General features: G+C 40.3%; 24 protein-coding genes and 1 pseudogene. 9 read left to right on the top strand and 16 right to left on the bottom strand.

All coding sequences use genetic code 11. From position 1 onward, the window contains the following. Complete coding sequence (locus ACO05G_RS00305; protein WP_421764171.1) at positions 1–876, top strand: YicC/YloC family endoribonuclease; 876 nt, start codon at positions 1–3, stop codon at positions 874–876. Between the two features lie 42 nt (positions 877–918). On the opposite strand, the gene ACO05G_RS00300 is transcribed toward ACO05G_RS00305, so the two are convergent. Further along, positions 919–1,437 carry a DUF2911 domain-containing protein gene (locus ACO05G_RS00300; RefSeq protein WP_348283524.1) on the bottom strand — a complete coding sequence of 173 codons (519 nt, stop codon included), beginning with the start codon at positions 1,435–1,437 and terminating at the stop codon, positions 919–921. A gap of 248 nt (positions 1,438–1,685) precedes the next feature. Between ACO05G_RS00300 and ACO05G_RS00295 the strand changes: the two genes are divergently transcribed. After that, positions 1,686–2,249: a hypothetical protein gene (locus ACO05G_RS00295; RefSeq protein WP_421764170.1), complete on the top strand. Its 564-nt coding sequence runs from the start codon at positions 1,686–1,688 to the stop codon at positions 2,247–2,249. Beyond that, a complete protein-coding gene (locus ACO05G_RS00290; protein ID WP_421764169.1) occupies positions 2,246–2,572 on the top strand; it encodes a nucleotide pyrophosphohydrolase in 327 nt (108 codons plus the stop codon). The genes ACO05G_RS00295 and ACO05G_RS00290 overlap by 4 nt, the downstream gene beginning before the upstream one ends. Before the next feature lie 8 nt (positions 2,573–2,580). On the opposite strand, the gene ACO05G_RS00285 is transcribed toward ACO05G_RS00290, so the two are convergent. From ACO05G_RS00285 to ACO05G_RS00255, 7 genes are all read right to left on the bottom strand, one after another. Next, positions 2,581–2,793, bottom strand: a complete 213-nt coding sequence (locus tag ACO05G_RS00285) for a hypothetical protein (RefSeq protein ID WP_421764168.1) — start codon at positions 2,791–2,793, stop codon at positions 2,581–2,583. 3 nt (positions 2,794–2,796) lie between these two features. Then, positions 2,797–3,498 carry a 2-phosphosulfolactate phosphatase gene (locus ACO05G_RS00280; protein WP_421764167.1) on the bottom strand — a complete coding sequence of 234 codons (702 nt, stop codon included), beginning with the start codon at positions 3,496–3,498 and terminating at the stop codon, positions 2,797–2,799. Between the two features lie 60 nt (positions 3,499–3,558). Continuing rightward, on the bottom strand, positions 3,559–4,641 hold the full coding sequence (gcvT, locus tag ACO05G_RS00275) for a glycine cleavage system aminomethyltransferase GcvT (RefSeq protein WP_421764166.1): 1,083 nt from the start codon (positions 4,639–4,641) through the stop codon (positions 3,559–3,561). 5 nt (positions 4,642–4,646) lie between these two features. Next, positions 4,647–5,423 (bottom strand): exodeoxyribonuclease III, encoded by a 777-nt coding sequence (locus ACO05G_RS00270; RefSeq protein WP_348283517.1) that lies wholly within the window; start codon positions 5,421–5,423, stop codon positions 4,647–4,649. Between the two features lie 117 nt (positions 5,424–5,540). Continuing rightward, positions 5,541–5,873, bottom strand: a complete 333-nt coding sequence (locus tag ACO05G_RS00265; protein WP_348283516.1) for a tRNA-binding protein — start codon at positions 5,871–5,873, stop codon at positions 5,541–5,543. Further along, positions 5,870–6,505 carry a hypothetical protein gene (locus ACO05G_RS00260; RefSeq protein ID WP_421764165.1) on the bottom strand — a complete coding sequence of 212 codons (636 nt, stop codon included), beginning with the start codon at positions 6,503–6,505 and terminating at the stop codon, positions 5,870–5,872. Before ACO05G_RS00260 ends, ACO05G_RS00265 begins: the two co-directional genes overlap by 4 nt. 71 nt (positions 6,506–6,576) lie before the next feature. Next, positions 6,577–7,449, bottom strand: a complete 873-nt coding sequence (locus tag ACO05G_RS00255) for an RNA polymerase sigma factor RpoD/SigA (RefSeq protein WP_348280047.1) — start codon at positions 7,447–7,449, stop codon at positions 6,577–6,579. A gap of 248 nt (positions 7,450–7,697) precedes the next feature. Between ACO05G_RS00255 and ACO05G_RS00250 the strand changes: the two genes are divergently transcribed. Next, the gene (locus tag ACO05G_RS00250; RefSeq protein WP_421764164.1) at positions 7,698–8,060 is read left to right on the top strand and encodes a SnoaL-like domain-containing protein; all 363 of its coding nucleotides are present in this window, start codon (positions 7,698–7,700) and stop codon (positions 8,058–8,060) included. Between the two features lie 20 nt (positions 8,061–8,080). Here the strand turns inward: ACO05G_RS00250 and ACO05G_RS00245 are convergent, their stop codons facing one another. The 6 genes and pseudogenes from ACO05G_RS00245 to ACO05G_RS00220 form a co-directional block, all read right to left on the bottom strand. Continuing rightward, entirely contained in the window at positions 8,081–8,473 is a 393-nt protein-coding gene (locus ACO05G_RS00245; RefSeq protein WP_421764163.1) for a hypothetical protein, read from the bottom strand. Continuing rightward, a complete protein-coding gene (locus ACO05G_RS00240) occupies positions 8,460–9,350 on the bottom strand; it encodes a M28 family metallopeptidase (RefSeq protein ID WP_421764162.1) in 891 nt (296 codons plus the stop codon). The genes ACO05G_RS00245 and ACO05G_RS00240 overlap by 14 nt, the downstream gene beginning before the upstream one ends. Further along, entirely contained in the window at positions 9,347–11,974 is a 2,628-nt protein-coding gene (locus tag ACO05G_RS00235) for an ABC transporter permease (protein WP_421764161.1), read from the bottom strand. The genes ACO05G_RS00240 and ACO05G_RS00235 overlap by 4 nt, the downstream gene beginning before the upstream one ends. After that, the gene (locus ACO05G_RS00230; protein ID WP_421765701.1) at positions 11,974–14,391 is read right to left on the bottom strand and encodes an FtsX-like permease family protein; all 2,418 of its coding nucleotides are present in this window, start codon (positions 14,389–14,391) and stop codon (positions 11,974–11,976) included. Before ACO05G_RS00230 ends, ACO05G_RS00235 begins: the two co-directional genes overlap by 1 nt. Positions 14,392–14,427: 36 nt before the next feature. Beyond that, a pseudogene (locus ACO05G_RS00225) lies at positions 14,428–14,607 on the bottom strand (permease prefix domain 2-containing transporter); the annotation flags it as partial. After that, complete coding sequence (locus ACO05G_RS00220) at positions 14,607–14,936, bottom strand: PadR family transcriptional regulator (protein WP_421764160.1); 330 nt, start codon at positions 14,934–14,936, stop codon at positions 14,607–14,609. The pseudogene ACO05G_RS00225 and the gene ACO05G_RS00220, both read right to left, overlap by 1 nt. A gap of 126 nt (positions 14,937–15,062) precedes the next feature. Between ACO05G_RS00220 and ACO05G_RS00215 the strand changes: the two genes are divergently transcribed. After that, positions 15,063–15,407 (top strand): PadR family transcriptional regulator, encoded by a 345-nt coding sequence (locus tag ACO05G_RS00215; RefSeq protein ID WP_421764159.1) that lies wholly within the window; start codon positions 15,063–15,065, stop codon positions 15,405–15,407. Then, entirely contained in the window at positions 15,404–18,010 is a 2,607-nt protein-coding gene (locus ACO05G_RS00210) for an ABC transporter permease (protein ID WP_421764158.1), read from the top strand. Before ACO05G_RS00215 ends, ACO05G_RS00210 begins: the two co-directional genes overlap by 4 nt. 572 nt (positions 18,011–18,582) lie before the next feature. On the opposite strand, the gene ACO05G_RS00205 is transcribed toward ACO05G_RS00210, so the two are convergent. Next, entirely contained in the window at positions 18,583–19,227 is a 645-nt protein-coding gene (locus tag ACO05G_RS00205; protein ID WP_421764157.1) for a DUF6503 family protein, read from the bottom strand. A 176-nt stretch (positions 19,228–19,403) separates the two neighbouring features. Between ACO05G_RS00205 and ACO05G_RS00200 the strand changes: the two genes are divergently transcribed. From ACO05G_RS00200 to ACO05G_RS00190, 3 genes are all read left to right on the top strand, one after another. Then, positions 19,404–19,778: a hypothetical protein gene (locus ACO05G_RS00200; protein WP_421764156.1), complete on the top strand. Its 375-nt coding sequence runs from the start codon at positions 19,404–19,406 to the stop codon at positions 19,776–19,778. 191 nt (positions 19,779–19,969) lie between these two features. After that, a complete protein-coding gene (locus ACO05G_RS00195) occupies positions 19,970–20,296 on the top strand; it encodes a PadR family transcriptional regulator (protein ID WP_348283504.1) in 327 nt (108 codons plus the stop codon). Next, entirely contained in the window at positions 20,293–22,887 is a 2,595-nt protein-coding gene (locus ACO05G_RS00190; protein WP_421764155.1) for an FtsX-like permease family protein, read from the top strand. The genes ACO05G_RS00195 and ACO05G_RS00190 overlap by 4 nt, the downstream gene beginning before the upstream one ends. Here ACO05G_RS00190 and ACO05G_RS00185 read toward each other — a convergent pair whose 3' ends face one another. Further along, complete coding sequence (locus ACO05G_RS00185) at positions 22,888–24,099, bottom strand: TCR/Tet family MFS transporter (RefSeq protein WP_348283502.1); 1,212 nt, start codon at positions 24,097–24,099, stop codon at positions 22,888–22,890. Between the last annotated feature and the right edge of the window lie 15 nt (positions 24,100–24,114).

Genomic DNA, 24,114 nt, shown 5'->3' with positions numbered 1-24,114 from the left:
ATGCAGCAATCCATGACAGGCTATGGGCGTGACGAACGCACAAGTCAGAACCTTCGGATAAAAACCGAAATCAGAGCTTTAAATAGTAAATTTTTAGATTTTTCGCCTCGAATTCCAAAGGAGCTGGCGGATAAAGAAGCTGAAATAAGAAACTTAATAACCGATGAGCTTAAAAGAGGCAAGGTTATGCTTTCGATTGAGCTGGAACTGGATGATGATAGTAACCTGGAAGTTCAGGTGGATGAAGCTCGGTTTAAAGCTTATTTCAATAGATTCAATTCGTTATCAGAAAAAGTCAACAGTCAAAGCTCTGACCTTGTAAAACTTGCATTGCAGGCCCCTGATGTCATAAAGCAGCAAGAAATTGATCCTGAATCCCTACCATGGAAAGATATAAAAGCCGGTATAAAGGGAGCAATTGATCAATGTCTTGATTTTCGGAAGCAAGAAGGTGATACATTAACTTCCAAGCTGTCTGATTATATCTCAAATATTAGAGGTGGTCTCAAAAGCGTAGAAGAAAACGACGCAAGCAGAACTGACAATATTCGAACGCGCCTGCAGAAGAACCTGGATGAAATAAAGGATCGGGTTCAGGTGGATGAAAACCGATTTGAGCAGGAGCTGATTTTCTATTTGGAACGTTTGGATATATCGGAGGAGAAAGTGCGACTAAAACAGCACCTTGATTACTTTGATGAGGTGCTTCAAAAAGAAGATTTTGCTGGTAAAAAGCTTGGTTTTATTTCTCAAGAGATTGGAAGAGAAATTAATACCATAGGCTCAAAAGCTAACCATGCTGAAATTCAGCGAACGGTCGTGATGATGAAGGACGAGTTGGAAAAAATAAAGGAACAGAATCTAAATATTGTATAAAAAAAGCCCGCTGATGCGGGCTTTTTACTTATTCATTTCCAATTATCTAATGGAGAATTCAACTTTGGTTTGATCCCAGGCAATTATCACATCCCCTGATTTTTCAATATCAATCGAGAACACTTCTACTACTCCGTCAGTAGATGAAGGTTTTACTTTCACTCTCAAGACATCATCAGCTTCCTTGTATTCGTAAGCGCCCCAGCCATCCCATTTCTTATTGAATATGATCGTCCACTCATCCTCTCCGGGGATTGTAAATAATCCGTATTTTCCTGCCGCTAACTTCTTTCCTTCTACTTCTACATCACTTGACAACTCAATCCATGTGGACTCATTTGCTCCGGTTCTCCATACCTTCCCGTACGCCTCAAGACCGCCAAAAATATCTCTTCCTTTTTTAGATGGTTTACTATAATCAATCGTGATTTTCGTCCCATCGATTTCCTGTGACACCTGTGCTGGTGGACTCTTCCGCTTGCTTTTATCTTTTTGAGCGTTTGCAGAAAAGACCATAATTAGGCTTAATGCCAATACTGATGCAATTTTTAATGATTTCATGTTTGTGCTTTTATGGTTGTTGTTTTCAAATTAATTCAAAATGGGTCACTCTATGCACGTGAAAACCAATCAGATGTTTGGCAATTTGCCTTAAATATTCAGGCAAACACACAGGATGTCGTTAGGAATACATCGAATAAATCACCCAGTCCATGGAAGTGGCGTCATACTGATCAAAGGAATTGTTTAACTTTTCAATAAGGTAGCTCTTATTAAAGCTCCAAATTTGAAATAAAACCAACCTACTCATGAAAAATTCAGCTCTTATCGCACTCATTTTCCTACTCTCTTCGTGTGGATCAGAAATAAAAAAGGAAAACAGGCATCTGGTAGAAGCTATTGACTACAAAGTCAAGCACATAGATCAAAACCATCGTGTTAGTATTATCGAAGATGATTTTGTTCAGTCGGACTCTTCTTATAAAGTGCGTGGATATTTTAACGAAGGCCGTTTGATGAAGCTTGTTGGTATTATCAAGACTCCACATTTTGAAAAAGACGATTATTTCTATTTTGAAAATGATAAGCCCATATTTTCCGGCCACATGATGAATTTCAGAGATGATAGACTGGCTGAAGAATTTAAATACTATTATCAGGATGGAAAGATCGTAGAAAGTCTTTTTTGGAAAGATCATTATAAGCCTGGTAAAAGATTTCCACATGAAACGTTTAAGGAGTTTGAACCTAACATGGATAGTTTGATGAATGAAGAAAAGACCCGAATGGCATTCTTTCTATCTAAGCTTGAGAAAGAAGGTTTTGAACTAAAACACATCAATGAGAACCTGGAAGCGAATAGCAACCGATGACCATAGGAGAAGCACAAAAGGTCGTAGATGAGTGGATAAAAACGAAAGGGGTGCGTTACTTCAATGAGCTCACTAATATGGCTATGCTCACTGAAGAAGTCGGTGAACTAGCAAGAATAATTGCAAGAACATATGGTGAGCAGTCTTTCAAAGAATCAGACAAAAACCGTGACCTTGGCGATGAGATGGCAGACGTACTTTGGGTGCTGATCTGTCTGGCTAACCAAACTGGTGTAGACCTGACACAAGCGCTTTTGAAAAATTTAGAAAAGAAGGATTCAAGAGATGGCACCAGGCATCAGGAGAATGAGAAGTTGAAGTAGTTCATTGTTTATTCAGCATCGTAGTATTCCCTGATCTTAACTTTATCATCATCAGAAACATCAGGATCAGCTAATAGCTGCCAAGCTCGCTGACGTGAATTGATATTATACTTTAGAAGTACGTTATCTTCCTTCTCCCGCTTTCTGATTCGATGGGACATGATGAATATGCCAACTTGCATGAGGATAACAATCGCTATGATGACGTAAATCCAGGTCATTTACTAAGATACCAACTCACCATCTATCAACTTAGGAACAACAGGATACTTGCTAACTTCCAGGCAAAACTCCACGTCCTTTTCTATACCAAAACCTCTGAGTCGTTCTGCGTGACTTGAAGTTAAAGCCAGACCTAACAGGTTCTCATGATTGGCGATGAACAACTGATGAGCAAGTAATGCTGAGTCTCCGATTGGTTCCATTTCCTCGGCACATTCGTCAATAAGTGCTCCTGCGAAGAGCGTGTCTTCCAGGTTCGGAGTTCCTTTCCATCCTGCACAGTGAACAACTACTCCAATTGGAAGCTGTAAAATATATTCAGTCAGCGCTTCCAAATTCAGGAATGAGCCAATCAAAATCGCATCTGCTCCTTCTGACTTCAGAATGGCCTGTGATCCGTTTGTGGTCGAGATTGCCACTTTCTTTCCTTTCACTTTTTCTTCCAGGTATTCGAAAGGTGAGTTACCCATATCAAAGCCTTCTACTTTTTGTCCACCTCGTTCACCTGCCATGAGATAACCCTGTTTTCCAAGCGCTTTACATTCTTCCACTTCTCCGACAGGTTTAATTGATTCTACACCATTGGCCAGGCCTGTTACGATGCAGGAAGTGGCACGAAAAATATCAACAACTACCACTATCTTCCCGGTAAGGTCGTGTTGATGGATGAGGTCAGGGGTTAAGCAAACTTCGATAGTTTTCATTTCAAACGAATTAATATAGAATAAGAGATCCTTCGCTTTCGCTCAGGATGCCACTTCGTGTCATTTTAAAAAGGGTGGTCTGACTACTTTGGCTTTTACCGACTTGTCGCGAATGATGACATTAATTTCCGTATCAGCTTTGCTGTTTTCAATGGTCACATATCCCATTCCTACTCCATATCCCAGCGAAGGAGACATGGTACCTGAGGTCACTTTGCCAATGACATTGCCATCCAGATCTGCAAGTTCATAGTCATGTCTCGGTATCCCTCTTTCAATCATTTCAAAGCCAACCAATTTTCTAGTGACACCAGCTTCTTTTTGAGCTTTCAGGTTTTCACTATTCACAAATTCCTTAGTGAACTTGGTCACCCATCCAAGGCCTGCTTCCAATGGAGAGGTCTCATCCGTGATGTCATTGCCATAGAGGCAAAATCCCTTTTCCAATCGCAATGTATCTCGAGCGCCTAGACCGATTGGTTTTATCCCAAATTCTTCTCCTGCTTCAAAGATTTTATTCCATACCTCTTCTGCATCATTCTTATTGATGTACAACTCAAATCCACCAGAACCGGTGTACCCTGTTGCTGAAATGATCATTTCTTTGTCTGCAAGCTTATCTTCAACAAAAGTGTAAAACTTTACTTCCGACAGATTCACCTTTGTCAACTTTTGAAGCGTATCTACAGCCTTTGGTCCCTGAACCGCAAGTAGCACAATATCATCGGAGATATCTTCCATCTCTACACCCCACCTGTCCTGACTTTTGATCCAGTCCCAGTCTTTTTCAATATTGGATGCGTTTACAACCAACATATACTCCTCATCGCCCATTCTATAAACCAACAGGTCATCAACGATCCCTCCTTTGTCATTGGGTAGGCAAGAATATTGCGCTTGTCCATCTACAATTTTAGATGCATCGTTGCTCGTCACCCACTGAATCAAATTCAACGCATTTGGCCCTTTCAACATAAACTCACCCATATGGGATACATCAAACACGCCCACTCCTTGGCGAACCGTCTGATGTTCTTCTTTGTCTGAAGAATATCGAACCGGCATATTATATCCTGCAAAAGGCACCATTTTGCCGCCTAATTTTTCATGCAGGTCATTTAAGGGGATTTGTTTCGTTTCCATGCTTCTTAGCTATTCAGTTTTAATCCGACCGGACAGTGGTCCGATCCCATGTATTCATTGTAAATATGAGCTTCAGCCACCTGATCTTTCAGTTTCTCACTCACTAAAAAATAATCGATTCTCCACCCTACATTTCGTTCCCTAGCTCTATACTTATAGTTCCACCAGGAATATTTTATCTCATCCGGATATTTAAGCCTAAAGGTATCAATGTACCCTTCATTAAGTAATGCGTCTAATCCGTCAATCTCGGTTTGCGTATATCCTGATTGCCTATTGTAATTTTCTTTGGCTCGAGCCAAATCATTTTCCGTATGGGCGACATTGAGATCACCGCAGATGATGACCGGCTTTTTTTCTTCCAGGCTGATGATATATTCCCTAAATGCATCGTCCCAGGTAGCTCTATAGTCCAGTCGCTTCATCCCTTCACCCGAGTTAGGTGTGTAAACGGTTACCACAAAGAATTTTTCAAACTCAGCAGCTATTACCCTACCCTCCTGGTCATGCTCCTCAATGCCCATATCATAAAAAACTTCAAGCGGTTTTTCTTTTGATAGTATGGCCGTTCCAGAGTATCCTTTTCGTGCTTTTGATGAGTTCACCGCAACCTCATACTGAGGTAAAAGTTGCAGTGCAGTCTTCACATCTTCGGGCTGTCCCTTGGTTTCCTGAAGACAAATTACATCAGGGTCCATTTCCTTAACGTCTTTAATAAAATCTTTCTTGATCATGGCGCGGATGCCGTTGACATTCCAGGAAACAAGGTGGAGTTGGGACATTTAAAAGATTATTTTTTCGTTAGGTGCGCAAAGAAAAGCACTACAAATCATTATTAAAACTTAAAAGCTAACAACAGGCAAATTGTTGGATCAATTCACTTGTTTTTCTCGTTTGAGCTATCCAATCTTACAGCCATTCATCACCTCCCTTTGGGGTCGTAGTAGCACTACCTCGTTCTGTTCATTGTAAATACCCATGACCAAACATTCGCTGATAAATGGCCCAATTTGCTTTGGAGGAAAGTTGATTACCGCGATCACTTGCTCTCCTTTTAAACGCTTCTTATTATACAGCGTAGTTATCTGCGCTGAGCTTTTTTTAATTCCGATTTCCGGACCAAAATCGATCGTTAGAATATAGGCCGGTTTAATAGCCTCTGGAAATTCTTCTGCCTTCTTTATCGTGCCTACACGCATGTCTATTTTCTCAAAATCATTCCAGCTAATCATAGTTGTTTATACAGCTTTTTAAGGTTTTTATTTAGTCTTTTAACGTGATATTCGTTGCTAATATCGTTCCTTCTTTCTTCTAAAACTTTGATCAAAGAGCTAAGGTGTGAATTATTCAGCACCTCAATCAGTCTTTCTGCATATTGCCCAAGTTGATTTGATGGAGCCTTCATCAACTGTTCCAGAAGGAGTAGGAACATATCTTCCTGAAAGCGATCATCCTGATACAGCGTGATCATAATTCGGTAGCCAAAGTCCCGTGTTACCACAGTCCCGGCATCCATCGCTTCAATGATCTGAGGGAGCGAATCAAACAATTTTTCTTTTTGCAAATGTGCAATGTGGGCCAGCCCAATCATACTCCCAAAAATCACCCGGTTGGCTGAACTGCTTAATTGGCTAATCAGAAAACCTGCTTCATCCACGAGTAAGGCTGGAGCTAACTCACCCACATAAGCCAATGCCAGAATAGCATCAGATTGAGCTCTTTGCTTGGGTTTACTTTTTATGAATGAAATAAGTTGATTGACCTCTTTTGTACCTCCTGCATCTACAATCTGCTTAGCCACCATTTTATTTGGTTCCTGGTCATTTCGATCTAAGGCAAATGCAAGTTGGTCCTGAATGGGCATTTTAAAAAATTTGGACAAAAAAAATCCTGACACGATGGTCAGGATTTAAATTTATGCTTTTCCCGAATTATTTAGCTTGCGCAGAATTCTTTTAGCCTTCTGTTTTTGCCCGGCTCTCTCAATTTCTGAAGTGCCTTTTCTCTAATCTGTCTTACTCTTTCACGTGTAAGACCCATTGCATCGCCAATTTCTTCCAGTGTGAACGGGTTATCGCAACCAATACCGAAGCTCATCATCACTACTTCTCTTTCACGAGCTGTAAGTGTTGATAATGCTCTCATCGTTTCAACTTTCAATGAGTCGTTGAAAACCAAGTTTCCGTCGGTAGGACCCGTGGTTACGTTTTCAAGAACATCTAAAAGTGATCCACTTTCGTCTTCACCGAAAGGTGCATCCATGGACATTTGTTTCACTTCAGCTCCAAGCGTATTTCTTACTTCGCTAGGCTTCATGTCTAGAATGTCAGCCAATTCTTCTTCTGTCGGCTCACGCTCAAACTGCTGCTCAAGCTCTGCATATGCTCTTCTGATCTGATTGATTGCACCAGACTTGTTCATTGGTAGTCGAACGATTCGAGACTGCTCAGCTAATGCCTGCATAATGGACTGTCGAATCCACCAAACCGCATATGAGATGAACTTAAATCCTTTTGTCTCGTCAAATTTCTTAGCTGCTTTGATCAATCCAAGGTTTCCTTCATTGATCAAATCATTTAGTGGTAAACTTCTGTTCTGGTACTGCTTTGCTACAGACACTACGAACCTCAAGTTTGCTTTTACGAGTTTTTCCAATGCAAGATCATCGCCCTCTTTGATGCGCTTGGCAAGCGTAACCTCTTCATCCGGGGTAATCATTGGAACGTTACTTACCTCAGTAAAATATTTCTCCAGGGTGTGGCTCTCTCTCCTGTTGGTAATTGACTGGGTAATCTTTAACTGTCGCATATTATCTCTTTAAAAACTAAATTGTTACGGGTATAAAAAAGCAATCTGCAAAGATAGGCGTTAGACCTATGTATTTGCAATAGTTTGCCTTATAATATACGCTAATTCAACCAGAAATTGTGCGCGATAGTTTCGGATTAGCTGATTTTATCGACGAAATATCAAAATAATTAATGATTTATTCTAAACCTTGTCCATCCGGAAGCAGTAAACTCGTTAGTACATTAAACTTTAAACCCTAAAAGAATATGAGCTTACTCGAAAAGGAACAAGAATTACATCAAATGATTGGTGAAGGCAAAATGATGGAAGCCTTTGAAAAATTTTATGCGGACAATGTGGTGATGGTTGAACCTATGTCGGGCACTACCGAAGGAAAAGATGCCAACAGAGCCAGGGAACAGCAATGGCTGGAAATGGTACAGGAAGTTCATGGAGGTGGAGTTACTGCCATTACCTCGAATGAGGAAGATGGCTTAACTATCTCAGAATCATGGATGGAAGCCACTTACAAGGATGGAAATCGAGCCAAAATGGAAGAAGTATCTGTGAAAAAGTGGGAAAATGGACAAGTGGTCCATGAGCGGTTTTACTATACTATGCCAGGATAAATTGGATTCAATCAGACCTCTTACTCAGGGGTTTGATTGAACTTTTGGTTCTTGAAAAAATAGATACCAAATAATATGGCGGATATGCTTAGGCATTTGTTTGTCCATGTGAACTGAGACATTATATGAGCTTCGGTTACTGGAACAAATGAAAAGAGTAATTCGAGTCCTAACCTGACTACTCCCCAAAAAATCAACATCACTGCAATAATTTTCATTAATCTTCTGGATGACTTATTCTTTTTTAAGAAAGCATAATAGATTCCGGAAAGCATAAATGTTCCAATGATGAAAGGGGCCACACTACCAAGGATCAGATAGTCAACTCCTCTAACAAAAAAGCCCACACCAAAAACAAGCATAGACACAGTGTAGATCGGATTAGTCTTGTAATTTTTTTTAATCGCTTCCATTCACAATTTCTTTTATTACTTCATAAACATACAAGGTTGATGCTGCCAGGTAGTCAAAATTGACAGTCTCATAGGTATCGTCCGGCGTATCCTTATATGGTGAAGTGTCTCGTTTACCGTATGCTTCATTGATCCCAATTGCCTGAAAGCCTGCTTGTCTGAATGAGTGATGATCTGTTGAATTTATATTGGTAACATAGAGTGGGATTTCAAGCCTGGACGCAACCTCGAAATATGTCTTTTCTAATTCTGGGGTTGGCAACTCAAGTTCCATTTCTCCATTCCCATCTTCATCCCAGCCAACCATATCGAATGTGTGAACTGAATGAATATTTAATTCCTCAGATTTCAGGTATTTGGCGAAAGCCTGACTTCCTATTAATTCTTCCTCTTCTTGATCAAAAAAGACGATGATCACATTCATGTTACGTTCATCCAATGAATTGAGCATTTTCCCAACACTGTATATAAGTGCTGAGCCTGATGCATTATCAATTGCTCCGGGGCAGTCTACCTCAGAATCAAAGTGTGCGCCGAGTACTAAATACTCATTGCTTTCATTAGTAGCCGGAATAATCATGTAAACATTTGCTCCTTTGAAAGGAGCGAAAAGAATATCAATAAACTGATTTAAGTTGGGCATCCTATACGACTGCCTTTGAGGTTTAAGCCCAATTGACAGAATTTGACTTTCCAGGTAGATTCTGGCAGTTTCTCTTTCCTCTGGTGAGCTTCGTGCATTAAGTGACACTCCTTCCCACTCAATTGCTCCGGAAAATTCACTAATGAATTTCTGCTGTTCTTTAATCAAAGCTTCAAGCTGACCATAAGAAGTATAAGCATGAAGCAAACAAATTAGCGTTGCTATTCGAATCATTCGTAACGAATTGAATTTACAGGGTTTGAATTAATTGTTTTCCGGCTGACGGCCAATATGACGATGCTGGTAATTAGCATAACAAGAGCGATAACTCCTGGGAAAATAAGTGGTGAAATACTCACTCGATATTCGAAACTGACCAACCACTCAGATGCAAGCCACCAACATAATGGAATGGATACAATGGATGCAATCAACAAGAATTTGAGAAACTCTTTGGTATGCTGATTTATTAAACTGAGAAATCCAGCTCCTAAAATTTTACGGATTGCAATTTCTTTTCTTCGTGCAATCACATTGTATGAGGAAAGTCCAATCATTCCTAAAATTGCAATGCAAAAGGAGATGATCGAAGCACCCAAAAAGACATTTCTAAAAATAGCTTCTTGCTCATATTCCCGCTGAACCATGTCATCCATAAACTCCCAGGTCATCACTTGATTCGTGTCAAATCGGTTATGAATGTTTTCAATTTCTTCAAGAGTGGCAATGGTATTATAACCACTTAGTTGGATCACAATATCGTCCAGGCTAACAAAAGGATTGTTGTAATGACCAATTACGACTGGACCAATTGATTTTCTCAGCGATCGGTAATGGAAGTCATTAACAATTCCAATGACTCTGGCATTCAACTCATCGTCTCCCACCTCCTGTATCTTTATAAGTTTACCAATTGCACCAGTACCCCCATACTTGGCAGCTGCAGTCTCATTGAGAATTACAGAAATACTGTCCTGACCGTTAATTCCGGAAAAACCCTGACCGACAACCAATGATAGTTCCAATGCAGCTATCCCATCCTGGTCTATTCCGTAATACCTCATCGGGGTTTTTTCATCAGGCTTTTCTATAGGATTTACATCAACAGCTGTTCCTGATCGGTATCCACTGATCATCCGGGTTATTCCTGTCACTTTTTGTACATCAGGAAGTTTGAGCAACTCATCTTTAATTTCTAAGTAATTATCCCTCACCTGGCCACTATTGATTTCCACAATTAGTAACTGTTCAGTATTGAATCCCAGTGACTTACTATTCATGTAGATATATTGCTGATTTACAATGAACAAACCAGCCAAAATTGTCATTACAAACAAGTACTGCACCACGACCAGGCCTTTTCTCAAAGAGTCATTCCCTGAAGACGAAATGGTCATGCTTTTCAAGACATTGACCACTGAATATCGGCTTAGATGAAAGGCCGGATAAAATCCTGCAAATAGGGTTACCAGAATAATTGTTGCAATAAAATACGGAATCGATTCAATGAGAAATACAGTAGTTAACGCTAGCTGGATGCCTGTAAGCAGATTGAAGTATGGCAAGATAAAATGTGTAATAATCATGCATAAAATGAACGAAAACAAAACCATCAGGAAGGATTCAATTAAGAACTGCATGGCCACTTGCTTGCTTTGAGCCCCCATTGCTTTTCTAACTCCAACTTCTCTTGTCCTTTTGATGTATCGCGCGGTAGAAATACTAATGTAATTGAAACATGCCATCAACAGAATGATAAAACCAACAATGATTAGAAATTTCACTTTAGAAAAATCTCCTTTTACATAATTGTTAATCCTGCCATCAATGCCATGAGACTGGAAATGCAGATCGAGTAACCCTAGTAAATAGTGAGGGTTGATATCCTCCTTGTCCATATATTTTTCGAGTAGGGTTTCAGCCTTCCCTTCAAAGAGCTCCTTATCATTGGTGTCTTTCAGCAGCACATATGTCGCAACAGGATCGCCTTCCCAGGCATAGAAATATCTTCTGAAATTGTTTGACACACTTTCAAGAAAAATGTCATAATCCTGAGAAATGATGAAATTAAATTGAATGTATGAATTGGCGGGAATGTCTTTTAAAACGCCTGTCACAGTAAACCTTCCATAGAATTCAAGATATACTTCCTCACCAATAGGGCTTTCAAATCCAAAATATTTCTCTGCCAAAGACTCAGAGAGGATAATTGAGCGCTTATTCTTTAATACCTGTGTCGGATTGCCATCTTTTAATTCAAAATCAAAGATTTCAAAGAACTGCGAGCCAGCCACAATTCCATCCTCCTCAAAAAAACGTTTACCATCGGCCTCCGCCCAAGTAGAGGATGTCGCATGTATGGTCACCGCGTTTTCGACGATATCCACTTCATTTCGTAAGGCATCTGAAAGCTGATAAGAAGTCCAGATTTCAGGATCATCGCCATCCGCATTTTGGTGTATCTGGATAACCTGATAGATTCGATCTGCTTTTGAGTGGAACGTATCAAAGCTAATCTCATGTCTGACTAAAAGGATGATCGTAAGAAACACCGCTAATCCTAAAGACAGTCCAAAAAGATTGATTGCCGTGAACTGCCGGTCTTTAACTAACGCTCTAAATCCTACTTTAAAATAATTTTTAAACAACCCTAATCTGAATCCCTCTTTATGTTTCAGATTACACCACCGCATGGATCTTAGCACGTTCCATATAAGAAAAGCACGTGCTTTGGTCTTTGATTGATTGACACGTCCTACATAGAGCTCAATGATATCCCCCTCGATTTCATCAAGGTAGTCTTCCTTGCAGAACCATCGCAGGAATTTCAAAGGCCACTTTGGTGGTTGTTGATTCATTATTCGTATCGAATGGATTGAACCGGATTAGCTTTCGCGATTCTATAAATCCTTGCCAAAACTGTCGTAAATGAAATGATAAGTACTAGCACGAAAGCAATCACAAACAGATCTACACTCATATTGATTCTGTAAGCAAAATCAGCCAGCCAATCACCAAATAACCACCAAGATACCGGTGCGGCTATCACCAATGAAAGGATTAGAAGTATCAAATAGTCTTTGAGTATAAGGGTAGTAATGTTTTGAACATTTGCTCCCATCACTTTTCGTATGCCAATTTCTTTGGTCTTTCGCTCAACAGTGAAATTGATTAGGCCGAATAAGCCAAATGCTGATATAATAATGGAAACAATGGATGCAATTAGGATAATTGTACTTCTGCTTTCTTCAGCTTTATAAAAGCGTTCCCATTGCTGATCAAGAAAATTGATTTCAGCAGGCGTATTGGGATCAAACGTTGCATTGACTTCCTCAACATGTGCTATTGTCTCTTTTGGGTTTTGAGCATACTTAATGGTGAAATAATCTATCGATCGAATGTGATTGTTCCAATGGGTGATTATCACCGGACCAATAGCTTCATAAAGCGATTCAAAATGAAAATTTTCCACAACACCCTTGATTCTCATTTTAACTGAATCACTATCCGACATTACCCACACACTTTCACCGATTGGCTGTTCCAGGTTTAGGGTTTTTACTGCTTCTTCGTTGATTAGGATATACAAACTATCTGATTGGTCCGCTCCTGCGAAATTCTCCCCATCCAATAGATTAATATCATAAGTATCTAACCAATACTTATCTACAGCATAATGGCTGAATTCCATGGCATCATCAGTCAAATTCTTGCTCACATTGGCAATCGGGATGTCTTTCCATTCGCCAGGCACCCGAGAGGAAGTAGAAGCATTGATTACATTCGGATTATTCTTAATTCCTTCGACAATGTTTTTGAAATTACCCCGTGCTGCTCCTGAATTAATATCAAGCACAATCAAGTTTTGATTTGTGAAACCCAGGTCTTTTGACTGTACATAATTGAGCTGTCGATAAATCACCAACGACCCAATGATGAGGAAGATTGATAGTGCATATTGAATACCAACTAATCCTTTTCGAAGTAAGTCACCTTTGCCTGAAAACGCATTTTTCATGACCAGGAGTGATCGTTTTAGCTGCGAATAATATAGGGCAGGAAGCAGTGCTGAAATAGTCCAGATAATAAGAATGCTGATCACATGATAGAAAATGAAATCAGTGAAGAACAGCAGTCCAATTCCAAAATCTTTGTTGGCTATCTGCAAGAAGAAAGGAAATAAAACGACAATCAAAAGCAAGGCAAGAACATAGCTTATGATGACGGTCAAAAATGTTTCAAAAAACAACTGTCCAAACAGGTGTTTATTTGTAGCACCATTGATCTTTCGCATGCTCGCTTCAAGTGTTCGCTTCAAAGCCTGAACAGAGGAAAGGTTCACATAATTTAAAGCTGCGATGAATATCACCAATATTCCCATGATCAGGATCATAGAAACAAACTCCCGATCGCTGTAAGGAACAGCCAATAAAGGTGCCGGGCCCCCTGCTTCAATTCCAGTGGAACCTAAATGAACATCTGTTAAAGGATGTAAATAAAAATCATAGTCGGCGAGCGTTTCTTCATCAATGTATTTGCTCAAAAAATCATCTTTTGATTGATAAATGTCGTCTGGTGTTGCTCCAGCTTTCAACAGCACCCATGTCTGCATAAACTGGGTATCCCAGTCACTCAGAAAGGTTTGCCAATTTTCATGCATCTGCGGTGGGTCGAGGACATAGATTTCTTTAAACTGATAGCTCGAATTACGTGGCATATAATCCATGATCGCTATGACCTCAATGGGTCCAAAACGTGATTCATCAACGATCTCACCTACGGCATCTTTTTTGCCGAAAAGAGTCATTGCCACATCTTCTGTTATGACTAAACCAGCAGAGCCTTCAAATTGCCTTTTGGGATTCCCATCTATGATATCAATATCCAGAATATCAAACATACTTTTGGTGAAAATGACCCAGTCGCGATCAGCCGTTCGTTTATCTCCCTTCGCCAGCACATGCGAACCGAAATAGGTGGTCCAACCTGCTGCTTCCACTGAAGGAAAATCAGATTCAAGTGCGTTGGCCAATGGGTTGGGTCCGGCGAGGTAATGATTGACACCATTCTCTTCCTGCACTTGGCCCACTACCCGGTAGATTCGATCCTTTTTGCTGTGAAAGCTGTCAATGTTTTGCTCAGCGTAAACGAACATGAGGATGAAGAATAAGATGGAAAGACCAAGTGAAAGACCCAGAATATTGACAATGTAATGCACTGTCTCCTTCCTGAAACGGCGGAAGTAGATCTTGGTGTAGTTTTTAAACATGTTCATAGTCCAATTATTTGAGAGTTGAGTTTTTTTAAGATTAATCCACCGGAAGGATCGCAGCACATTCCATACAAAAAACAGGTTAGCTGATCGCTTGGAGGTTTGAGTTCTGAGATAATAAAACTCGAAAAGATCGCCTTCGATCTCATCAAGATACTCTTCCCGACAATACAGGCGCAGAAAGCGTACTGCCCACTTTGGTGGTTGATTTTGCGGCATCAGATTTTAGCAAATTGTAGTTGTGGTATTTTCTGATAGATGCTCGTTCGTAAGTCATGTGAAGCATCCAATACTTTTTTTCCCAGGGCTGTTACGATGTAGAATTTCTTTCTTCTACCTCCTCGTTCTTCAGTAATCCCTCCGAAACGAGAGTCGACAAAACCTTTCTTTTCCAATCTTTTCAATGCGACATGAATCGCGCTGATATTGATTTTCTTTTTGGTTTCTTCGGTAAGAAATTCATGAATGGAGACGCCATATGCCTCATTATGCTGTGCGGCAACCGTGAGCAATACCAGCTCTTCAAATTCACCTAATTGATATTCCATGGATTAAAATATTTACTTAACAAACGTGAATGTAATACATAAGTTTCACATTTGTTAAGTAAATAAAGAGCTGTTCAAACTGCCTGATTAAAACATATTTTCTACATATACGTATTTAATCAATCTATGAAAGGAACACATCTTGGAGAATTTGAAGAATTGGTGCTTTTAGCTGTCTGCACCACCCATCCGGACACTTACGGTAATACTGTAAAAGATGAAATCAATCAAACGGCAAAACGGAATATTAACTTAAGTACCGCCCATGGTGCATTGACCAGACTGGAAGACAAAGGGCTGGTCAAAAGTTACATGGGAGAGGCTACCTCAGTAAGAGGTGGTAAGCGAAAACGAATTTTCGAAATCACAGCATTGGGGTTGAAGAAATTGGAGGAAGCCAAGAATCTGAGAGCCAAATTTTGGGATAAAATCCCAGTAAAAGTGCTACAAACTCAATTCATCACCACATGAAAAAACTACCTGGTAGTGTGCAATTTCTTTGTCGAACGCTCTTTAATGAAAGGGTGAGAGAAGAAATTATTGGTGACTTGAATGAGGAAATGGAAACCTTTTCGAAAAATCACGGAAAGCTCAGGACCAACATTCACCTCTCGTTAACTACACTTCTATTTACTCGCTATCGCTATACCTGGAAAAATATAAATCAACTCAAAACGTCAACAATGTTCATCAAACATACATTTAAACCCGCCTGGAGAAATCTTAAGAAAGATAAGGTCAGTGCACTTCTTAATGGTGTTGGACTCACTATTGGGTTCACGTTGACACTCATTATTTCATTAATGCTGACTCGTGAACTTAGCTATGACAAGTGGCATAGTAAATCGGATCGAATTTTCCGGGTGACCCATGATGAGCGCAGTACTGGAAGGAGCGATCGTCATTTGCCAACAGTGGGACCTCCAGTGGGGCCTGCGCTCGCCAATACCTATGGTGAGGTAGAGAATTTTGTTCGATTTAGGGACATTCCAACACGGCCTGTTAGAGTTGGAAACAATAATTTTTATGAAAGCAATATTTTCTATGTGGATAGCACACTTTTCAATGTGTTTGATTTCACCTTGCAATTCGGAGATGCTAAAACTGCTTTACAGAATGCCAGTTCTGTTGTCTTATCTGCTGAAATGGGTAAAAAATATTTTGGAGATGAACCTGCCATTGGCAAAAGAATTGAAATCTCTGATACTCCGTATACCGTAACAGGTATTCTGAATCCACCGCCTTCAACCACTCATTTATCACCGGGATTTATCATCCCTTTTCATGCTTTCAGAGTACCGTTTGGCTATCCGGTTACGCTAAATGACTGGGGCTGGATTTCATTTGATACCTATGTTCTGCTTAGGGATAAAGAGGAAAAGGATCTTCTTCAGGAAAAATTGGAAGACTTTATCAAAGTTCATTGGTCTGAAGAGAGAGTAGGAAGCTTCCGGTTTGTGCTGCAACCTCTCGAAGACATCTATTTGGGTGATGTGGATAGTGATACGGTTGCTTCCGGTAGCTGGACTAATATATATGCGCTCAGCATCACCGGTTTCCTGTTGCTTTCATTGATCATTTTTAACTATACCAATATTTCGGTTGCTCAATCACTTAACCGTTCTAAGGAAGTCGGAGTTCGAAAAGCACTAGGAGCCAGTAAATCGATGGTCATTGCCCAGTTTTCTGCTGAATCTATTCTACTTGCAGTTATCGCTTTTATTTTATCGTTGGTTTTCATTTTTCCAACCATGAATTTTCTACGTTCCTTTATTGGAATAAACATTGATCCGATCGAAGTTTTAGGATTCAATCAATGGCTCATTGCAGCCTGGATCATTCTTGTATTTATCGTAGGTCTGCTAGGTGGAGCTTATCCGGCTTTCGTCATGTCCAAAGTGAAGGCATTAGTCGCCCTGAGTCGTAACATCTCCGGTGGACAGCTGGGCATCAATGTCAGAAAGGTATTGGTGACCCTGCAATTCACTATCACGATCGGACTACTGGCAGGAAGCATCATTATCTACCAGCAGATTTCATACATGAGGAAGAAGGATCTGGGATTTGATAAATCAGCAATGGCAGTTTTACGAGTTCCCGGACAATCACTTTTAGCTGAAGGCGAGGTATTAAAAACCCAATTAAGATCCATATCCAGGATTTCAGCAGTCGCTATTGCTGATGGTAGAATGGATGGAGATAATGGAAACGTCCCGGTGAAGACCCCAGACATGGAAGAATCCAAACCGATGTTCATCGATGCAGTTGACTATGGCTATTTTGCAACATTAGGTATTCCATTAGTAGCCGGTCGGGAGTTCAATCAATCCTTCCCAACAGACAGTGCTGGAGCAGTTATTGTAAATGAAAAAGCGGTTGAATACATGGGATATACGTCACCTGAGGAAGCCCTTGGAGCGCCCATTCAAGTTGGGGGAATTCGTACTGGCAAAATCGTTGGAGTTGTTGCAGATTATCACTTCTCATCGCTACATAATGACATAGGGCCATTGGCAATTATGTATCCCCGGACTTTGCAGGAAGATGTTTATATCCGGGTAGAACCGGGTAACATGATGGAACTCGTAGAGGCTATCGAAGCTAAATTCAGCAGTATATTTCCTGATCTTCCTTTCGATCTGATATTCCTGGATGATTACTTGAATTCCTTGTATCAGGAAGATGTGGCTTTTGCAAAGATGTTTCAGGCACTGACCATTGTTACATTGATCATTGCTTGTTTGGGATTATACGGATTGATTTCTTTGATCACCACACAGAAAACGAAGGAAATAAGCGTACGCAAAGTATTAGGAGCTAACCTAAATAGTTTGATGGCCAATCTCTTTAGACCATTTGCCTGGAGAGTGATCATTGCGATGCTCATTGTTTCTCCAATTGCCTATTTCCTATTGTCTAGCTGGCTGGATAATTATGCCTATAAGATTGAGATTGCCTGGTGGCTGTTTATTCTGGCTGGCATGGTGGTATTAGTTACGGCACTCATTGCGATAGTTATGCACTCAGTGAAAATCTACCACATCAATCCGGCAAGGACGTTGAAGGATGAGTAGGCCTTCTATTTCTTTTCCATTGATGAAAAGAAACAAAAATCTAGGGTGAGAACCTTCTCGCTGAGAAATGAAGTTGGACTCTCAAACAAAACCAAACTCGCTACACTCAAACAGTGGTTTTGTAAATGTTAATTTGCTTACTTCATTTCTCTACGCTCATAGCTTCTATACCCTCTTAATCGCTGTAGCAGCATCGAAAGGCTAAAATCACGTGTTGGGTTGCGGGGTGACAGGATTGATTTTAGCGAGATTTTTTTTGCTAGCGCTTTGAAGCGGTACGTCGATTCGGTCAAATAGAAAAATACGAAAAATGAAAATTTACCCATCCCTCAACTTTCTAAATTCCTATAGCAATAAATCCATTTCTGATGGATTTAAATAATAGTAAAGTTCAATAAAATAATAGGTGGCAGTTGTGGTAATAATTAAGCCGACGATCAAATTCCTCCAAAATCTAAAATCATATTCAAAATGAGTACACTCTTCCTTCAAACTTCTTTCCCTCAAGAAAAGCCAAACGGTAAACGATCCTGATATAAGAAAAATTAGTAAAAGTGGTTTCTCTCTTCCTATCACTCCACTTCAACCAAAATATCTGTCCCTAAATACTCCATTTCAGGCAGTGTATACCAACTTCTTTTTTGTAGGATTTTGATTCCTTTTACCATGATTTCATCTTCAAGCGTGATGAGCTCACCTTTTGTCTCCGCCGCATCCTGATAAAATTTGTACTGAAGCATTCTACCTGAATCCTCTTCAAAATAGAAATACCAGGTGTCCTTTTCATACGCCACTCTGAGCACACGACAATTCACTCCCTCAACTTTTTCATCACCGGCCAGAGAAATATTGGGTGTGTTGGAATCATACAATTTCATCGGCAAGCCCCATAAGTAGAGGTAATAGTTTCTCAAAACCAGTGCTCGTTCTTTGTCTTTGTCACCCTTGAGCACTTCAGCCACTTCCCCATTCACTTCATACACCTCCTCGTCATTTCGATTAATTTTCATGTAGCTGTTGCCATTGTTGAGTGAGATAATGGTTGACCGATCCGGGCCCTCCGGCCTGGTTTCTTTGAAAGTAAAAGTCGTCACCAATGACGGCCAGACATCCTGAGGATCATGATAGGCTTTGGCTCTTGCCAACACCTGATCAGCAGGGGTTTGGGCGTTGAGAAGTAGCGGACATACAAAAAGGAAGGTGAGTAGTTTTCGCATAGTTTCAGTAGATTGAAAAATGAGATTCAAAACAATAGGAATTTATTCAAAAAACCGAATATAGCCTGTTACTGTCTTTTCGAACGAAGTGGAAATCCATCCTTGTTCAGTCATTTTTTTTGCGCAGATTTCTCCTTTCTGTCGAAATGACAACCTTTGAAATTATTTAAAATATTATGGATAAACCTGCGAAAACTGTCTGGTACTTTGGAATCTATCTGATTGCGGAAGGGCTCTTCCTCATGTTAGCTCCTGCTTCAATCTTATCAGCCATCGGCATTCCTGACCCTAAAAGTGTTTGGAGAATTGTACTTGGATTTGTGGTGGCAGTGTTAGGCTATTACTATATCCGAAACGCAAAAGAGAACCTCACTCCATTTTTTGGATTCACCGTTCAGATTAGGATTATACAGTTTGTCTTCTTCATCTGGTTGTATGTCTTTGAGCGCGGTACGCTTGCTTTGGTGGCCTTCTCATTTATTGAGTTTGTGGCCGGTATGTGGACGTGGAGGATGTTGAAAGTTAAAGATTCCTCCCTTGAGGGAGGTTAGGAGGGTGTAAGTGGTGAATTATTAAAACACCCCTGTAGTCCCCTCAAGGGGACAATTCATAATTTCTGCTTCATCAATTATTTTTTAAACAAAAATTAATTTAATTCGTATTCATATTTTAAACAAAAATTAATTTAATTGATTTTGTGTGCAACTTTTCTGAGTTGCCACCATCCTAAAACCAAACGCTAATGAATCTTCAACTTGGAACACTGGAAGAAATGATCCTAATCATCCTACTCATGAAGGAAGAAACCTATGGAGTGGAAATTGCCAAAGAGTATAAAAATCAGCTTTCGCAGACCATATCGCTCCCTGCCATTCATGTAGTACTAAAACGACTCGAAAAGAAAGGATTTGTAGAATCGCGACTCGGTGAACCAACACCTGAACGGGGAGGAAAAGGCAAACGATTCTACCGTGCCACGAATAAAGGGTATGAAACTGCACAAGAACTGCAGCACCGAAGAAATGAAATCTGGAAATCCATACCTAAATTAAATTTTAGCCTCACATGAACCATCAGCCACCAAAATGGGCTTTGCGATTCCTTGAATTTTTTCTTCGACCAGATTATTCGGATGAAATACAAGGCGATATCACTGAAGCATTTTATTGGCGTGTGAAGGAAGAAGGACTTTTTAAAGCTCGATTCAAATTCATATTTGAAGTATTCCGATCACTAAAGCCCACCAACCTAAAATCTTTTTATCACTTATCTGTTAATACTATGATTTTCCGTAACTACCTCAAAGTTGCTTTTCGATCCCTCCTTAAAAGGAGGTCAACCTCATTCATCAACATCTTCGGACTTTCGGTTGGTGTGGCTGCATTCATTTTCATTTTTCTCTACACCAATCAAATACTCACATTTGATGACTCTCATGAAAATAAAGAGCGAATTTTCATGGTGTATAAAGAGCGAATCACGCCGGATGGCACACAAGAAACGTATGACACTTGGGTTCCAATGAAGGATCGACTGACGGACAGCTATGAGCAAATCGAAACAGCAGCCAGAATCTATGATACACAGGCCCGAATTAAAAAGAGCAATCAATACATAGAGGAAGATATTATTTATACAGATGCTTCTCTTTTTGATGTGTTCACATTCCCAATCTTACATGGAAACCAAAAGGATGTTTTTCCGAACAAAAACTCAATCGTTCTAAGTGTGGAGATGGCCAACAAATATTTTGGAAGAGACAATGCGATAGATGAAGAGTTGGAGGTCTTTCTTCCTGATGAGGATACAACCTTTCGCTTTAGAGTTTCAGCAATTATTGCAGACCTTCCTGAAAACCTTACTCACCAACCAGATTTAATGATCGAGATGGAAGCACTTCCCTTCTATTCTGACTTTGTGAATGAATGGGGAAGTTCGTTTTTAGGTACCTACGTTATGCTTAAAGAAGGGGGCGATGAGGCCTATTTGGAAGCCGATTTTCCAAATCTGGTTGAATCTATCTTCGGAGCAGAGACACAAGAAAATACCAACTTTCGGCTTCTTCCAATGGACGAATTCTACGATACCTTTATTGGAAATAAATCGAATGCTCGAACGCTACTTTGGATTGGAATAGGTATTCTTTTTATTGCGATCGTCAACTTCATGAACCTTTCTACTGCTCAAGCTTCAAAGCGCGCGAAAGAAATAGGATTAAGGAAAGTATTGGGTGCATTTCAGGGACAGTTAAGAACGCAGTTTATAACAGAGGCTTTTGTCATGTCGCTTTTTGCAACTGTTATTGGAGTTGGTCTGGTTCTATTACTCATCCCTGGTTTCAATACATTTTTTGATGTTACCATCACGTTAAAGATTTTCAGTTTAGCAGAGATAACGCTGATGGTTTTTGCTTTAGCAATTGCACTTGGCCTTTTGAGTGGAAGTTATCCGGCGTTTTACCTTTCATCAATAGGGGCAATAGAAGTGTTGCGTCAGCGACTTGGATTTGGCGGCACTAAATTCAGAAATGCGCTGGTTATCATTCAATTTTCCATTGCCCTTTTCCTCATTGCCTGTACTTTGATTGTGCGAAATCAAATCAATTACATGACCCAAAAGGAAATGGGATTTGATAGCGAAGGAGTGCTGGCTATAGGTGCGTCACCAAGGGACTTTACCGATAGTGAAGTAGGAATGAATAAAATCAACACATTCAAAACTGAACTAGCCGGGAAGTCCTATGTAAAAGAAGTCTCCAGAAGCAGGCATGTTCCCACTTTTTGGAGCGGCAGTTTCACTTTTGTCCGCCCGGATGAATGGTCGGGTGATCCACTGCGTATGAGGTATACTTTTTTGGATGCCAATTTTTTCAATACCTATGGAATTAACATAAAACATGGAAGCAATTTTTTACCTGATACGGAAGGTGACCAGCGCACATCAGTAATACTCAATGAAGCAGCTATGAAAGCTTTCCAGTTTGATCCGGAAAATCAGAATGTCATTCGGGTTGGTGATAGCAGGTTAAACGTGGTGGGTGTTGCTGAGGACTTTCACTTTGAAACGCTTCAGAATGAAGTGGCCCCAACGTTAATGCTCCATCGTACAGCTGAAAGCGGTGCGCATAGAAACATCAGCATCAAAATGGACATGTCTAATTTGGTAGAGCGTATTGAAGAAATTGAAACGATGTGGAATGAGTTAGGGTCAACTCGAGAATTTACTTATTCCTTCATGGATGATCGTATGGAAATCCTGTATGAAGATGAGCAACGCTATTTAGGGATGGTCACTATGTTCTCCATCATTTCTATCGTTGTAGCATGCCTTGGATTGTACGGACTTACCCTGTTCATCATTGAGAAAAAGCGCAAAGAAATCAGCATTCGAAAAGTACTAGGTGCTGAATTAGGTACTGTTTTGAGATTGATTTTTGGAGAGTTCACCAAGTGGGTAGTTATTGCATTTATACTCAGTGTACCCCTTGCAATTTACTTTGCCAATGACTGGCTACAATCTTACTATTATCGAATAAATATCTCCTGGATCACCTTTGGTTTGGCGTTGCTGATCGTACTTGTGTTGGTCATTGCTACCATAGGGTACCAGTCATTAAAGGCAGCCTCCTCTAATCCTGTTAAGTACCTGAAAGACGAATAATTATGTGCCTTTTTTGGGTAGAGATCTGCTTACAATCACGATACTGATTAGAGCTAGTATGGTGCCCATCACAAAAGGTGCTCCTGGGAAATAAATATCATTTTCAGGGTTGGTATAATACCTGAAAATTCCAGTCATTAGCAAAGGGCCAACAATGGCAGTCAAAGTCATTACACTGGTGAGTCCTCCCTGCAATTCACCTTGTGCATTTTTGGGGATTTGACTAGTCATAATGGATTGAAGCGATGGACCCGCCAAGCCCCCAAATGCGTAAGGCACTATTACGGCATACACCATCCATGATTGAGAAACGATACCCATCATTAAAAGACCAAAAGCGTTAAAGGCAAAGCCAGTATAAACCGCATTGGTTTCTCCGATTTTTTTTACAATTGGTCCCACTAAACCTCCCTGGACAATCGCGACCATTACACCTACAAAACTCAGCGACAAGCCAATCTCTAACTCGGACCAACCAAATTTTTCAATGGTAAAGAAAGACCAGTTTGCATGCGTCGCATTTGCCGCGACGTAGATGACAAATAATGCGACTACCAGCCAGACAATTTTTTTATGACTCAAGATTCGTTTCAGCGTTCCAAATGGATTGGCGCGTTTCCAGGAAAAAGGTCTTCGATTCTCAGCAGTGAGCGATTCCGGAACTACAAAGAACCCATAGGTGGCATTGAGTAGAGATAGACCGGCAGCTGCCATGAATGGGACTCTGGTCCCTAATTCTCCCAAAATTCCCCCAATGGATGGGCCTATTACAAACCCCAGTCCAAATGCAGCTCCAATCATTCCAAAATTCTTAGCTCTGTTTTCAGCCGTACTGATGTCGGCAATGTAAGCATTGGCAACTGTAATACTACCTCCAAATAATCCGGAAATCATGCGGGCAATAAACAGCCATATTAAACTTGGAGCGAAAACAATCACCACATAATCCAACCCAAGCCCCAGAAGCGAAGCAAGTAGCAATGGCCGTCTACCAAATTGATCGCTTAATCCACCTAAAATAGGTGCAGCAAAGAACTGAACGATCGCATAAGTTGCTGCAAGCATTCCACCAAAAAAAGATGCCTCGCTGGTACTTAGACCTGTAATTTCCTTTATCAATGCCGGCACTACAGGAATGATCAAGCCGATCCCAATAATATCTATCAGGACGGTAATGAAAATAAATATGAGTGCGGCCTGTTTCTTTTTCATGATTCGAAAACGATC

This window comes from Ekhidna sp. (assembly GCF_965227465.1).
Classification (GTDB): domain Bacteria; phylum Bacteroidota; class Bacteroidia; order Cytophagales; family Cyclobacteriaceae; genus Ekhidna.
This window is presented reverse-complemented; position numbering and strand designations above follow the sequence as displayed.